10 protein-coding genes are annotated in these 14,786 nt (G+C 53.0%); 3 read left to right on the top strand and 7 right to left on the bottom strand.

Features of this window, described 5'->3' with window-relative positions; genetic code table 11:
• Positions 1 to 546 (top strand): autotransporter outer membrane beta-barrel domain-containing protein (locus tag G544_RS0118010; RefSeq protein WP_027275869.1); only part of this gene is annotated, 546 nt, incomplete at its 5' end.
• A gap of 185 nt (positions 547 to 731) precedes the next feature.
• Positions 732 to 3,404, top strand: a complete 2,673-nt coding sequence (locus tag G544_RS0118015; RefSeq protein WP_081650831.1) for an autotransporter family protein — start codon at positions 732 to 734, stop codon at positions 3,402 to 3,404.
• Positions 3,405 to 3,535: 131 nt separating this feature from the next.
• On the opposite strand, the gene G544_RS0118020 is transcribed toward G544_RS0118015, so the two are convergent.
• The 6 genes from G544_RS0118020 to G544_RS0118045 form a co-directional block, all read right to left on the bottom strand.
• Positions 3,536 to 6,637 carry an autotransporter family protein gene (locus G544_RS0118020; protein ID WP_161624131.1) on the bottom strand — a complete coding sequence of 1,034 codons (3,102 nt, stop codon included), beginning with the start codon at positions 6,635 to 6,637 and terminating at the stop codon, positions 3,536 to 3,538.
• Between the two features lie 869 nt (positions 6,638 to 7,506).
• Positions 7,507 to 9,204, bottom strand: coding sequence for an amidohydrolase (locus tag G544_RS0118025; RefSeq protein WP_027275872.1), 1,698 nt, complete (start codon positions 9,202 to 9,204; stop codon positions 7,507 to 7,509).
• A 346-nt stretch (positions 9,205 to 9,550) separates the two neighbouring features.
• The gene (locus tag G544_RS0118030) at positions 9,551 to 10,357 is read right to left on the bottom strand and encodes a MetQ/NlpA family ABC transporter substrate-binding protein (protein ID WP_027275873.1); all 807 of its coding nucleotides are present in this window, start codon (positions 10,355 to 10,357) and stop codon (positions 9,551 to 9,553) included.
• A 21-nt stretch (positions 10,358 to 10,378) separates the two neighbouring features.
• Entirely contained in the window at positions 10,379 to 11,221 is an 843-nt protein-coding gene (locus tag G544_RS21020) for a DUF169 domain-containing protein (protein ID WP_051155829.1), read from the bottom strand.
• Positions 11,222 to 11,242: 21 nt separating this feature from the next.
• Positions 11,243 to 11,917 carry a methionine ABC transporter permease gene (locus G544_RS0118040; protein WP_051155830.1) on the bottom strand — a complete coding sequence of 225 codons (675 nt, stop codon included), beginning with the start codon at positions 11,915 to 11,917 and terminating at the stop codon, positions 11,243 to 11,245.
• 41 nt (positions 11,918 to 11,958) lie between these two features.
• Positions 11,959 to 12,927: a methionine ABC transporter ATP-binding protein gene (locus G544_RS0118045; RefSeq protein WP_027275875.1), complete on the bottom strand. Its 969-nt coding sequence runs from the start codon at positions 12,925 to 12,927 to the stop codon at positions 11,959 to 11,961.
• A 330-nt stretch (positions 12,928 to 13,257) separates the two neighbouring features.
• Between G544_RS0118045 and G544_RS0118050 the strand changes: the two genes are divergently transcribed.
• Complete coding sequence (locus G544_RS0118050; RefSeq protein WP_027275876.1) at positions 13,258 to 14,142, top strand: phosphorothioated DNA-binding restriction endonuclease; 885 nt, start codon at positions 13,258 to 13,260, stop codon at positions 14,140 to 14,142.
• A gap of 147 nt (positions 14,143 to 14,289) precedes the next feature.
• Here the strand turns inward: G544_RS0118050 and G544_RS0118055 are convergent, their stop codons facing one another.
• Positions 14,290 to 14,592 carry a helix-turn-helix domain-containing protein gene (locus G544_RS0118055; protein WP_027275877.1) on the bottom strand — a complete coding sequence of 101 codons (303 nt, stop codon included), beginning with the start codon at positions 14,590 to 14,592 and terminating at the stop codon, positions 14,290 to 14,292.
• Between the last annotated feature and the right edge of the window lie 194 nt (positions 14,593 to 14,786).

Raw genomic sequence — 14,786 nt, forward strand, 5'->3', positions numbered from 1 at the left:
GGCGCCTACTATTCTCGCGATACGCAGGACGGCGCTTACCTTGACCTGGTGACGCAGGGAACCTACTACCGCAACGAGTACAGCAGCGACCACGACGCCAAGCAAACCGGCTACGGCGCGGTGCTGTCCGTCGAAGTGGGCAAAGCCTTCCCATTAGGCAACGGCTGGAGCGTCGAACCGCAGGCGCAGCTGATGTATCAGTATCTGAACCTCGACGCTTTCCATGACGACGTCAGCGACGTCGAGGGCGTGTCCCACAGCAGCGCCCGCGCTCGCGGCGGGCTGCGCATCATCAAGGATATGGAAACCGTGAAGCCGTATGTGACGATGGACGTGGTTCACAGCCTGAACGACGCGCCGGACGTGAAAGTCGGCTCCACTAAGATGAGCTCCGGGTTTACCGAAACCTGGTGGCGCATGGGGACGGGTATCAGCGTGAAGGTGGCGGACAAGGTATCGGTTTATGGCGACGTTAAATATCAGAAGGACTTCTCATCAGACGTTGACGGCTATAGCGGCAACGTGGGCGTGAAGGTGAGCTTCTAACGACTTTTCGGCTAAGAACGCTGGTTTTGCGACGACGCCCGGTGAATTCCACCGGGCGGGGGATCTTGGCAATAACGCCGAACGTTTTTTTGGTCATCGTTCCTGAAGTAAGTGGGAGGGGAACGTAACTATTTACGCTATTTTTATCGCGAAGTTTTGTTTAATTAGATACATGGAATGTTTATATGAATACAACCTGTCATTATCTTGTAGAAAATGCATTGGTTGCTCAGCCGGCCTCTGATGGTTCCCGAGCAAAGAAAAGCAAATCCCCCCAACTCATGCGCTATAGCGCAATGGCGTTAGCCGTCGCGAGCGTCATTTCTTTTTATTCAACGAATGCCAAAGCGGCGACGGAATACAACACCAAACTGGTTGTCGGCGCAGGCCAAACCCTGACGTTGTCTCCTGGAGACCGCGTTGTTCCTACCGCGATCGGAGACAAACAGGGCGCCATAAGCGTATCGGGCGCAGGCGCCGTATTGAATACAAACGGCGCGACGATTATTGCTAACGGTAGTACTGCGCAGGGCATTTTGCTTCAAAACGGAGGGGCGTTGAATTTTGTCGATACCGATATCTCTTCCGTTGATTATGCGATTAATGCTGTCAGCAGCGTTGTTAACCTGTCTGGAGGTACCATTACCACTGGTACTAGCAGTAAAGCCGGGGCCATTACCGTTTATTTTTCTACGCTAGGCATTACGGGGACCAAGGTTTCTGCGACCGGGAGTCAGGCTACCGGCGTTTTTGGTTCCCATTCCACTATAACGCTGGAAGACGTTGATATTTTCGTCAACAGCGCCGGTGGGATAGGCTTCGATGCCAATGTAAAAACCAACAGCACCGTTAAAAATTCAGTCATTAAGACTGAGGGTAACGATACCACTGGCGTCACTATGTACGGTGACTCACTGTCGCTCTTGAACGTCGATATTACCACTTCCGGCAGTACTGCAAACGGTATTAACGTGTATGGTGGCGCAGTCGATATGATCGACAGCGATATATCGACAGAAGGCAAGGAGGCGCACGGTATTAGACTATATGGTTCTTCCTCCTCCTCTGTCACTGCCAATGACGTGCGAGTGACGGTAAAAGGCGAAAACGCAGCGGCGCTTCTACTCGACACCAACAGCGCAGAGCAGCGCGCCACGTTGCAAAACAGCCGCATCAGCAGCGTGCAGTCTGACGGTATCAGACTATACAGGGCCATCGGCACCGTGAATTTGACCGGCAGTTCGGTGACCGGCGGCAACGGTGTTGCCATGAACGTGACGCTCGGATCAACCGGCACGCTGGTTGCCGACGATTCCACGCTAAACGGCGATCTAGTGGTTTCTGCTGACAGTACGGCAGACGTCACGCTAAAAAATTCCTCCGTGTTTAACGGTGCGGCCGATAGCGTAACGACGTTAGATATGGACAACAGCCGGTGGAATTTGAGCCGAGATTCCAACGTGGACGTGTTCAAAGCCGTTGGTTCTACCGTGGCTTTCAATGCCCCTGAGGGCGGCGCGTTCAAGACACTAACGCTAGGCTCGCTTGGCGGAAGTAATACGACCTTCGTATTAAACACCGTACTTGACGAAGGCGGCGCCAATGCGCAAAGCGATAAAATCCACATTACGGGAGACGCCAGCGGCGACCATACGCTGGTGATTAATCAGGCCGGCGGTCTGGGCGCGTTGACCGAAGGGGACGGCATTCAGGTGGTCGCTATCGACGGCAACGCTACCGGCAGCTTTAAACTGGGCAACAGGGTCAGCGCGGACGCATACGAATACCTGCTGTATCAGGGCGGCGAAAGCGATGCCAACGACTGGTACCTGCGTTCTTATGTGCAGCTCCCCGCAGAGCCGACGGATGAAGGCGAAAGCGGCAGCGAGGGTGCGAGCGGAAGTGCGAGTGGCGGTAGTGGTGAAGGCGCGAAGCTGGTGTTGTATCGCCCGGAAGTGGCCAACTACGTTGCCGCGCCGTACCTGAACGAACAGTACGGCTTTGACGCGATTGGCACTCGTCACGAGCGCATCGGCGACGACGTTAGCCGCTCGGCGAACGGCGCGTGGGGTCGCATCAGCGGCCAGCACGTAGAGAACGAATCGGGCAGCTTTAGCTATACGACCAACACCTGGTTTGCTCAGCTGGGCATGGACCTGTATCAGGCCCAAAACGATGCCGACACGAAAACTATCGCAGGCGTGATGATGACCCTTGGCCGCCAGACGACGGACGCCAAGGATAGCGTGCGCAGCCTGATGCCCGATATGTCCACGTCGGTGGGCAATATTGACAGCGATATGTACAGCCTGGGCGCCTACTATTCTCGCGATACGCAGGACGGCGCTTACCTTGACCTGGTGACGCAGGGAACCTACTACCGCAACGAGTACAGCAGCGACCACGATGCCAAGCAAACCGGCTACGGCGCGGTACTGTCCGCCGAAGTGGGCAAAGCCTTCCCGCTAGGCAACGGCTGGAGCGTCGAGCCTCAGGCGCAGCTGATGTATCAGTATCTGAACCTGGACGCCTTCCATGACGACGTTAGCGATGTCGAGGGCGTGTCCCACAGCAGCGTCCGCGCTCGCGGCGGGCTGCGCATCACCAAGGACATGGAAACCGTGAAGCCGTACGTGACGATGGACGTAGTGCACAGCCTGAACGACGCGCCGGACGTGAAAGTCGGCTCCACCAAGATGAACTCCGGGTTTACCGAAACCTGGTGGCGCATGGGTACGGGCGTCAGCGTGAAGGTGGCGGACCGCGTGTCGGTCTACGGCGACGTGAAATACCAGAAGGACTTCTCATCAGACGTTGACGGCTACAGCGGCAACGTGGGCGTGAAGGTGAGCTTCTGATAGTAGCCTGACTGCAACGGCAGGACTTTGTGATAACGCCCGGTGGAGACACCGGGCGTTTTATTTTAAGTGAGTTTTGAGGGGTAAAAAAAAGCCATCTGCACGGCAGATGGCTTTTACGTTTGCTTTTATTACCAGTTGATTCTTAAACCGACATCCCCGGTAACGCCGTGCATGTCGCCATCAAACCCTTGCTTGTACTTAAGGGTGGTATAGAAGGTGACGTTTTTGGTCATGTCGCCGGTAACGCCGCCGCCCACTTCACCCCACTGGCTGCTATAGTCCTGGTTAAACGTCGTGCCGCTGACGGTGACGTCCGGCGAACGGCCAATGACGCTAATCACGTCTGCGGTGACGTAAGGATGAATGTTAGAGGTTGCCGCGCTGTCATACCCGGCGCGCGCGCCTAATCGTGCCAATCCCGAATTATCGCGAGTGCTGGATACAGCGGCAACGCCGTCGTTCATGGCGTCCAAATGCAGGTACTGATACATGATTTGGGCCTGAGGCTCAATAAACCAGCCGTTGGCGTTCTTAAACGGTTTTCCAACCTCGACCGATAGCGTTACGCCGTCGCCGCCCTGGCTTGCATCGTCACCGTAAACGCTGTTATAGCTATTGTGGTAATGGGTATATTGCGCCACGGTATCGATATAGGCGCTGTTTGCCGCATAGCGAGTGTAGTAAGCGCCAACGCCGTAGCCTCTGGAATTTACGCTGCCCGTTTTTTCTGAGCGGCCCTTATACAGCGGACGTAAGGCGTCTTTGGCGTTAGCCGTTACTTGCCCCAGCGTTGCAATGACGCCCGCGTGGGTTCTGGCGCCTGAGTCATCGTAGGACTGATAGAGATCGCCGCCAAACTGTGCAAACCAGGTTTCAGCATCGTAAGTGAATCTATCCTTGTAGGATTTGGTTTGTCCGCCGTGGATGCGGCCCCATACGCCCTGATTGAATTCCTGATTTTTACGCAGGTTTTCCTGATCGCCCACGCGCTCGTGCAGCGTTCCAATCGTATCAAAACCATACATTCGGTTCAGGTAAGGGCCAATGACATAGCCCGGCACCGAGGGATTGTATGACTGAGAGGGGGTAGGCGACGGGCTTGCCAGCTGTGAACGCAGGTACCAGTCGTTGGCGTCGCTTTCGCCGCCCTGATAAAGCAGATACTCATACTCGCCTGCGGTGACGGGCCTTCCCAGCGCTACGGCGGTACCTACGCTGTCGCCGTCCAGCTGAGCGACCCGAATGCCGTCCTCCACCGTTTGCGCGCCGGCGCCGACGGTATTGTTCACAATAAGCAGGTAGCTACCGCTAGTTTTTCCGGTCATGTGCAGCAGGTCTGAACGGGTATTCGATCCGCCGTCGTTCAACTCGGTATTCAGCGCAAACGTTCCGCTACCGCTTAATGCGCTGACGGTTAAGGTTTTATAATTTTGCCCGTCGGATACCAAGTTGACGTAGCCATTGTCAAGCTGCAAACCGCTCGTCGGCTGGCCCGATAGCCCGGTAATGGTTGAAGACGCCGTCATGTTCCACTGTGAATTGCTCAGGCTGGTGGCACTGACGTCCGTCATGCTGCCGGTTACGGTAGAACCGTTGGCCGCGCTAACGGACAGCGCGTCGAAATTAGTATTCCCCAGTCTGGAAATGATATCGCCATTTAGCGTTGAGCTATTAAGAGCGATATCCAGGCTGCCGGAGGCGTCAACGTTGCCCTGGATCTCGGAGCCATTGGTCGCGCTGAACGACATGCTGCCCGTTGATGCGGTCACGATGGCGGCCTCTTTGCCCGACAGCCGGCTGCGGTCGAGGGAAACGGCGCTATCCCCCAACTTGGCGTAAACGCCGCTTCCGCTATCGCTCTTTAGCGTACTGTTATTTAGCGATAAAGAGGCGGTGTGGCCATTGAGCGAGCCGCCAACGATGCGCGCGCCGTCGGCCTGGTCTCCGTGCGCTTCAATTTGGCTATCCGCGATGGCGATCTCGCCGCCGCGAAGGATGGCGATCGCGTGAGCGGATTCGCCTGAGGTGTTGACGGTCAGGCCCGATGCGTCGATTTTTGCATCCTGGCTGACGGCATACAGGCCGTACGCATTCTGACCGGAAGTGGTGACCGTCGCTTTGTTGACGTTGACCATCGCTTTGCTGCTGGTTGCGGTATCGGCCGTGCCGATGTTGTCCTGCAAGCTGTTGGCGCACTCGAGGCCTTCGCCGTGCAGCGAGCATGCTTCTATGCCGAAACCGCTGGCTCCGGTGGTGTTAATGCTGAGGAGGCTGCTGCCGTCGCCGGCGTTAATTACGGTATCGGGCAGGCCGCTTCCGCTCACCTGAGACAACAGCCCAATACCGTTGGCGCCAGAGGTGTTAATCGTGCTTTCGCCGATCAGGTTGATGACGCCGCCAAACTCCGCCACTACGGCGGAAGAGGTGGTGCCCGTAGGTTCCATATTGCCGAACGTCGTGACGCTCACGCTGTCTGCATTAAGGACGCTGCCCGCGTTAATCGCATCCAGCCCGTAAGCGCCGTCGCCGCGGGTCGTGATTTTCGAACGTTGGACGGTTGCTGTGCTGCCATCGTTTCTTACGCCGCCAGAAAGCAGGCCTTGGGTCTCTATGGTAGCGCGGTCGATATTCAGCGTGGCGCCTGAGGCTACGTGCGCACCGTCGCTATTGTCGCCTTCGGTGGCGACGTTTCCGTTAAGAAACGAAATGCGCCCGTTCTGCTTAGCGTAAATACCAAAAGCGATATCACCGGACGTCGCTACGTTAATGCCGTCTGTTAAGACGACAGCGTTAGACGCCGCGTGCAAAGCATGGCTGTAGCCGCTTTTGGTATTAATGCTGCCGTTTTTTAAATTAACGCTGCTGTCGTTTCCCTGAGCGAACACGCCGTTGGCATTAAAGCCGTGAGTATTTGCTTCTATTCCGTTGATCTCAACGGCTCCGCTTTGTACTTCGATTGCCGTAGAAACGTCACCAAACGTATTGATTAAAAGATTCCCGCTGGTAAGAGTTGCGGAACTACCGGCGCCGTTAACGGTAATGCCGTTAGCATTTCGCCCTTCGGTTGATAGCGAAAGATCGCCATCGGTAATGAAGCTGCCGTTATTAAGTATGTTGACGGCCGGGGTATAGTCCGTCGTTCCCATATTTTCTAACGTCCCTGCGGGAGAATGAACCGTAACGCCGTCAACGACGATCTGTGATGATGCGCTGTGAGTACCTGCTATCATGAGGCCAAGCGCTGCCGAAATTTTTAATAAGGTACTGTTAACCTTAAAGTTATTAACTAAATCCATTTATTAGACTCTGAGTTTGCTGTTTTTGAATTAACTAATTGTATTTATTTACTATCTTGGTGGTTAGACGTGGAGGGATTATTGATGACCTTTAATTCCCTCGTTTAAAGAACGAGTAATTGTACAGGATAGCGGTAGCTATAAGTAAAGTCCTAATGTGGACTTTTATGTTTTTTTATTAAAATAAATTTTTTGTTTTTTAATGTTTTTTACATAAGATATGGGTGTTATTTATTGTTTTCTTTATTTTTTTGTTATTTATCATTTTGATTTGTATTGATATTTTTTATTTATTGATTGTTTTGATTGTGGGGGTGTAATTTTCTGTATTATTTGTCACTCATCGTAATCATTAGTCTTCTATAAAACTTTATTGACGATCATATTTAATCTTTTTTATTGCCGATTTATATAATTACAATTTGTTTTTATTACAGGGTGTAAAATTGATGAAAATGAGGTTTTTTATTGATGTTCATTAGTTGATTTTGAAATTATCTATTAATAATGATTTTTCACGCCGTTTTCTTTGTTACCGATATTTATCTTTTTAGAATGATATATTTTACCGTTGCCCCTGATAGTAATCACATTAACTTTGAATGAGTGCTCTGGCCCGCGTTGCTTTGGAATATGGCGGCGTCCATAGCATCAAGCAGGGGAATAATGCTTGATGCTATTGTTGATAGAATATTGGCGATGGGAAGCTTCCGTATCGCAGGCACAACGCGTTTGATGGTTTCGTCGCTCGCTGGTTGAAGAGGGGCGCTTTGAGAGAGAAAAACGCATTTGTTAGGGCGAGGCTATTTTTGCCACACAATCTTGCCGTCAACCATCGTCATCAGCACCTCGCTTGCGCCGATGTCCTCATGTGCCACAGAGAAAATATCGCGATCCAGTACCTGAAAGTCAGCCACTTTTCCGACTTCGATAGAGCCGCGAACGTGTTCCTGAAACTCCTGCCAGGCCGCATTGATGGTGTACATACGAACGCCGTCCTCGACGCTTATCGCCAGCTCCGGTCTGATAACTTTACCGCTGGACGCCGATTTGCGCGTGACCGCCGCCTGAACCATCTGCCGCCAGTTGACCAGGTCCATAATGCCGTCGGAGCCGCCGGCGACCACCACGCCGAGGTCAATAATATCTTTTAACCCTTTACAGATTTCGCCTTTGATCCCACAGGTCTGCGCCCGGCGCTCATAGTCATACGCCGAGCCGCTGGGGGAGGGCTGTTCGGACAGCAGGAGACGGTATTTGGCAGCCTTGACGAAATCTTCCCGATCGCCCATTGAGCCGTGCAACACGTAGTGGCGCCGGTCCGGACCGGGGCAGGTCTGGATCGCGTTGACGAACCCGTTAATGGTCTCTTTTACCGCTCTGTCGCCGACGGCATGAACGGCCAACTGAAAGCCGCGCTCATGCGCCAGCAGGATCATCTTGTGCAGCTCCTGAACCTGTTCCTCCTGCGTGGCCGTCGGGCCGCAAAATACCGAGCGCCCGGAGCAGCCGGGCCTGTCGGCGTAGTCCTGATTCATCCACGCCGTATGCGACATAGGGACACCGTCGCAAAAAATTTTGACCGTGTGGCAGTCGAACCAGTTTCGGTCGGGGAAGGCCGGGAAGGTGTAATTGTCCAGATCGCGTTTTAAGATTTCATATGACTGGACGCCCTTATCGGCACAGTAGAAGGCGACGGACACGCGGGCGGTCAGCTTCCCCTCATCCTGAAGCTGGCGATAGGCAGTAATACCAAGCTCCCCGGCGGCGCCGACCTCGCGGGTATTTTCCCCCGGCCCCATCGCGCCTTCGGTATAGCTGGCGTAGCCTTCGCGGTTCATAAACCGCTGGGCGGCGATGAAGTTTTGCTTAAGCTGCTCCACCGTCAGGCGCGGCATGTTCTGAGTGACCAACTGCAGCGCCGGAATATCAAGGAAGTTGCCGTCCGGTTCGCCGTTTGAATCTTTGCCAATGTGGCCGCCAATCGGATCGGGCGTGGCGCAGGTAATACCGGCATTGGCCAGCGCGTTACCGTTGACCACGCAGGAGTGGCCGTCCCACAGCACCAGAATTGCCGGGTGTTCCGGCGTGACCGGATCGATATCCTGACGCGTCAGCGAGCGGTTCTGCGCCGCGCATTCCGCGATGACGGCAGGGTTTAATCCGCAGGCGCGGATCCATTCGCCGGGCGGCGTTGCCGCCGCGCGCTCGCGCAGCCGCTGATGCAGCTCGCTTAGGGTGCGCACCGCGCTGCAGTTGAGGCACTGCCAGCTGTCCGAAAGCCAACCGATGTGAACGTGAGAATCGTGGGCGGCGGGCAGAATCAGCTTCCCGCGCAGGTCAATGACCTGCGTTTGAGGGCCAATGTGGGCGGCTATCTCTTCGTCTTCGCCGACGTCGATAATCCAGCCGTTTTTCACCGCGATCGCGCGTTTAAAGCTAAAGTGCCTGTCTACCGTCGCGACTTTGCCGTTAATGAATACCGTATCTGCAGCTGCCATAAACTCTCTCCCTATTCCGCTTATGATAGAAAATGCGCTTCCTCCGGTACGGCCGGGGAATGATAATCAAAAGGGTTTTTTTATCGTTGGTTGAAACGACTGAACCGCAATGCTCTAGGGACTCAACGCCCGTAGAAATGTACGGTAAGACTATCGGCGCATTTATTGGCTGCGGGTATTTTACACCCTAAATAATTCGGCTTATATGACAAAGCGTGAGGGATGTTTTAAACAGCGCCGCCAACGCACGGGCCGCTTGAAGTCGGCCGAGCATATGGCGTGATGCCATTTATTGCATTGAATACTCGGCCCAATAAGCGCTATTGGGCCTTGTGGAAAGCGTAAATTAGTCCAAATACTCAAAAACGCCGTCAAAATTACTCTTTATGCCGTCTCTGACGGGCTGCGATCTCAATCCTTCCGCCAGCGTTTTTGCCCACGGTTTATCGACGTTGGATTGAAGCACCACAAGCCCCATCGGGAATTCGCGCGCGTTCTTATCTCTTATCAGAAACGAACGGAAGTCCTTATTTGCATTACGCATATGGGTAAAGAAAACCACCGAGGCGTCGACGTCCGATAGCGCTCTGACCGTCTGGATTTGGTCCATATCCACAAACTTAAAGTTTTTAGGGTTCTCTGTGATATCAAGCAGGCTGACGTCGTCTTTTTTATTGGGATCCAGCTTAATTAAATTCGCATCCTGCAGCATGCGTAGGCCACGATCCATATTCATCGCATCGTTCATGATGGCAATGGTTGCGCCCTGCGGTAAATCCGCGAGCGTTTTATAACGCTCAGAGTAGAGGCCGATACCGGTAGTAAAGGGGTAGGGTTTTACCATCGCCAGCTGGCCGCTATTTTTTTGATTAAAGCTGTCCATAAACTTAATGTGTACGCCCAGCCCGGCGTCAACGCTGCCGTCATTGACGGATCTAAGGACATTGACGTTGTTATCCACGATAACGAGCTCGACGTTTAGCCCCTGTTCTTTCAGCAGGGGCAGCGCCGGGGAAAAAATGGACTCGGAGATTTCCGTGCATGCGACCTTAATCGTTGCCTCTTTTGAACTGTCCGCGCTTTTTTGTTCATCACAGCCCGTTAACGCCGACGTCGCGAATAGGGACAGAGCTAACAACAGTATTTTCTTCATCATATGGTCCTTTCGGGAAACTTATTTTTGATTATTGGCCTGTTTTCGTTTGTGATATTCAATGGTGCCGTAGCCGCCCGTGTAGTAGTTGCTGCCTAGCTGAATATCTACCTGCTCTTCAACGCCGTGTTTTTCGGCTTTGCTTTTTATACTCTTTTTGGTCTTATTATTGTCCATCGGATTGGACGTCTGGCGAATGCCGTCAACGATTTTATCCAACTGATTAAAGGGAATGCCGATACCCATTTCATCGTCATCCCACTTTGATACCTGACGCGTACCTGAACATAGTAATGAGATATTGACCTGATTCATTTCAAACGGGTAAGAGGTACATTCCTGACAGATTGCCTGATTGCCCGTAATCTTGACGTTTTTCAGCTGCCCATAGTGGTATGAATAGCCCTGAATCAAACGCATGGCGTTGGCGGCATTGGCGATGACAATCACCAAGTCGGGGTTGTAATCCGTATAGAGCGCGAGTTCGGCGATTTCTATGCCGTAAACGTGATGGTCGCAGTAGACCATGTCTTTGGCTATCTGGCGGCTGATGGCGTAGTCCGCGTATAGCCCCATTTTATGGTGGCGTTTACCGGAGAGAATATCGTTTGGATTAACGATATCATCCTCCGGTTTTAACAAGCCTAACGCTCTGGCCCCCGACAGGCAGGCCGTTTGTTCCAGGCTCAGCTTACAGGGGATACCGGATGCCGCATTTTTTACCGCTGCACAGTAGGGGAGCGGACCTGATAATTCAGGCGTCGGGCATGAGTCATATTCGGACTTATCGTATAAAAAGCGAATTCCAACCGGAGCTCGCTTTAGCTCCAGCATCACGCTGAGCCAAAGAGCATCATTTCTCACAGAGCACCTCATCTACTCGTACTATTTTATTAATCGATAAACGATTCTTCCGGCATATTGAATGACGAGAACAATGACGGACAGGATACAGACCACTGCGTACGTCATGGCGTCATCAAACCGCTGATAGCCATAGGTTAGGGCCACGGCCCCCAAACCTCCCGCACCCACGGCGCCGGCTAAGGCGGTATTGGCAAGAAGCTGGATGGAAGCAAACGTCATACTGGAAACAATGGTCGGCATAGCTTCAAAAAACATCACTTTACCGATAATTTGCGCATTGCTGGCGCCAAAGGATCTGGCGGCTAAAATCACGCTCTTATCCACTTCAGACAGGGCATTTTCTATTAATCGGGCAATAACCGGAAAGGCAACGATGGTTAAGGGAATGATTGCCGCAACCCAGCCAACGGAGGTGCCGACAATCCATCGCGTTAGCGGCGTGAAGACCACGATTAATATGATGGCGGGAAATGAGCGAATAGCGTCAATGAGCGTGTTCAAAAAGCGATAAACGTACCGGTTGGGCGACAGCCCCTCTTCGCGGGTTAGGGTTAGAACGACGGCGATGCCGATACCAATAACCGTGCTTAAAAGCAGCGAAATCAGGAGCATTGCAAAGGTAGCGTAGCAGGCGGGCCAGATAACCTTGGGTAAATATTCAAACACGCGGGTTTGAGAAAAATCGACGAACATAGCTTATTCCTGTTAAGTAGCATGACATGCCAACTCAGACATCAAGCAACTAGCTTTTGAAACTGAATGTTATTTTGGGTCAGGCAAGCGGTTATTTTCGTATAGTCAGCCTGATTCACTGCTATCGTGTAGTGCGCAATAGTACCAGCTTTACAGCCGTCGGTTCGAGTAAATAATATCCTGAGCTTTTCGCTGGCGAGCTTTGACAGCTGCAGCAGGACGTCCGCACTTTGCTCGATATCGGCAAGCGTCATGTTAAAGCCGACTTCGCCATCCTTCAGAACGATGTCAATATTGCTTGAAAGCTCAGAGAGCGCATCGGGCCTGCGGGAAAACATGTTCTTGACCGTATCGGTTAACGTCAGCTTGCCATGCTCAATAACGGACAGCCTGTCACAGGCATATTTAACGACGTCCATCTGATGGGTAACCATCACGATGGTAATGCCTGATTCTTCGTTAATGCGCTTAAGCAAATCCAGAATAGACTTCGCGGTTGTCGGGTCTAGTGCCGAGGTGGCTTCATCGCATAGCAAAACTTTAGGCCGTAGCGCCAGCGCCCTGGCAATGGCGACGCGCTGCTTTTGCCCGCCGGACAGTTCCGCTATGCGGCTGCCGGCTTTATCTTCCATGCCGACCGACCGCAAGAGGCGCTCGGCGCGAAATCTCATCTCCTGGCTAAACATATTCCAGCACGACATGGGCAGCATCACGTTTTCTATTGCCGTTTTCCTTTCCAGCAAGGCGAAGTTCTGGAAGATCATGCCAATATTCTTACGAAAGGCCCGCAGTTCGGACGGCGACAGGCGCTGTATCTCGGTGTTATCAACCCGGACGCTGCCATTATCGCTAAACTGTTCAATACCGTTGATGCAGCGTAGCAGCGTCGATTTGCCCGCGCCGCTAACCCCAAGGAGGCCGTGGATCTCCCCCTGAGCGACGTCCAGATTAATATTATCCAGGATGGTATTCCCGAAATAGGATTTGCTTAAGTTACGTATTCTGATCAAAATGAAACGCTCTCGGCGTACTGCATTGATTTTAATGGCTAAATGTTATCGTTGGGCGAGTATCAAAACATTTTTGCTGGAGCCCGCCAGTATAAGTAGGGTGGGTGGGTTTATCAATATGGTTGGGGGGCTTGCCCGCGCTGTGATTGTAATAATGAATGTATTCGCCCATGGCTGCCCGTCATTACCGATATTCCCGCGTGTTTCAAGATAAAGGTATTTCGATTTCAGGGGGCACCTATAAGGGGGCTTTTTGTACCTAAAACGCCTTGAGTTTCATTAGGTTTGCGAGCATGATCGCAAAACTGACTCCCGCCGGAAGCGAGCCGCATGAATACGGAAAAGGCGCTACAAGATGCACTTTCTCACCTAAGCGTTTGGCGCAAGGGCGACCAGCGCGCGCCGCATAAGCCTCTGCTGCTGCTGTACGTTCTCTCTGAATACCGTAAAGGGCACGAGCGGCTGTTTAACTACGGTGAAGAAGTCTATTCCCAACTGCTTGAGTTGCTCACGAGCTTCGGCCCGCAGCGGCGGAGCCACTATCCGTCCATGCCGTTTTGGCGACTGCGCGGCGACGGCTTTTGGCAACTGCAAAACGACGAGCTTTGCACGCCGCAGAAGGGCAGCAAAGAGCCGCCCAACCGGGAGTTGATTGAGCACGGCGTGATGGGCGGATTCGATGCGGAAACCTATCGGCTGATCCTCAAAAAACCGGCCCTTATCGATAAGCTGGCCCAGCAAATTCTCAGCGAGCACTTTCCCGAAAGCGTTCAGGAGCTTATCGCCAACCGGTTAGGATTTTCTCTCGTCGACGTTCGCAAGGCCCGCGATCCTCACTTCCGGCAGACGATACTGCGCGCCTACAACTACCGGTGCGCGGTATGCGGCTACGATCTTCGGCACGACAGCACCGTCGTCGGGCTGGAAGCCGCCCACATCAAGTGGAAGCAGTACGGCGGCCCCTGTACGGTAACCAACGGCCTGGCGCTGTGCTCGCTGCACCATTCGGCGTTTGATATGGGGGTGATTAGCCTGGACGGCGACATGAAGCTGCTGGTGTCGGAAGGGGTGAACGGGAGCCAGATCGTTGAGAGACTGTTTTGGGATTTTGCCGGGCGTCAGATTGGGCTACCGAAGAGCGCGGAGAGCTATCCGCTGGAAGGGTTTGTGGCGTGGCATCGGGGGGAAGTGTTTAAAGGAGAAATGAGAAAGTAGCTGTCTGATATCGGCTATACGCAGTATGCGTTCGATAAGGCGCGATCGCCGCCAGGACGGGCAGATGCGGTTGCGCAAACATAAACAGCCCCCACTGTTTTATTAGGAATGAGCACCCTGCTGGTTGGTTAATGCATTCTGTTTTTGCTACTCGGTTCGTGACGTATTGGCGTTTTCTCCGCAGGTATCAATAGGTATCGGAAGCGGCAGCCTCGGCGCCCGCTTTTGCCTTGCTTTGGCATACCTGCTGGGCCAAATCTTTTCAGGGTGAACCCCCAGCGCCGCTGCAATCAGCCACTCGCCCTTCGGCCATGCGCGCGCCAGCGCGTTTGCAAGCGTAGAAGATGCCAAACCGGCCTCCCGCGAGAGCTTTGCCAGGCTGGTACCCCGCTTCTTTAGCGCCGCGATGATGTCGGCAGAGTGCCAGTCTGTGGTTGTCTGTTTATTCATGTTTTCTCCTTGTTAAACCGTGAGGAAGTTTGTTCTCCTATGTAAACATCTTGATTTTTATTGAGTTTGCGAGCATGATCGCAAAAATGATTCCCGCCGGGAGTGAGCCAATGAATATGAAAAAGGCGCTGCAAGTTACACTTGTTCATCTTAGCGTTTGGTGCAAAAGTGATCCGTGTCGGCCACATAATTTT

The organism is Leminorella grimontii ATCC 33999 = DSM 5078 (assembly GCF_000439085.1).
In the GTDB taxonomy this organism is placed as follows: domain Bacteria; phylum Pseudomonadota; class Gammaproteobacteria; order Enterobacterales; family Enterobacteriaceae; genus Leminorella; species Leminorella grimontii.

Bases quoted from the DNA above. Each gene is read 5' to 3' on its own strand.
- G544_RS0118025 (WP_027275872.1), bottom strand. From the start codon at position 9,204: ATGGCAGCTGCAGATACGGTATTCATTAACGGCAAAGTCGCGACGGTA.
- G544_RS0118050 (WP_027275876.1), top strand. From the start codon at position 13,258: ATGAATACGGAAAAGGCGCTACAAGATGCACTTTCTCACCTAAGCGTT.
- G544_RS0118055 (WP_027275877.1), bottom strand. From the start codon at position 14,592: ATGAATAAACAGACAACCACAGACTGGCACTCTGCCGACATCATCGCG.
- G544_RS0118030 (WP_027275873.1), bottom strand. From the start codon at position 10,357: ATGAAGAAAATACTGTTGTTAGCTCTGTCCCTATTCGCGACGTCGGCG.
- G544_RS0118040 (WP_051155830.1), bottom strand. From the start codon at position 11,917: ATGTTCGTCGATTTTTCTCAAACCCGCGTGTTTGAATATTTACCCAAG.
- G544_RS0118015 (WP_081650831.1), top strand. From the start codon at position 732: ATGAATACAACCTGTCATTATCTTGTAGAAAATGCATTGGTTGCTCAG.
- G544_RS0118020 (WP_161624131.1), bottom strand. From the start codon at position 6,637: ATGATAGCAGGTACTCACAGCGCATCATCACAGATCGTCGTTGACGGC.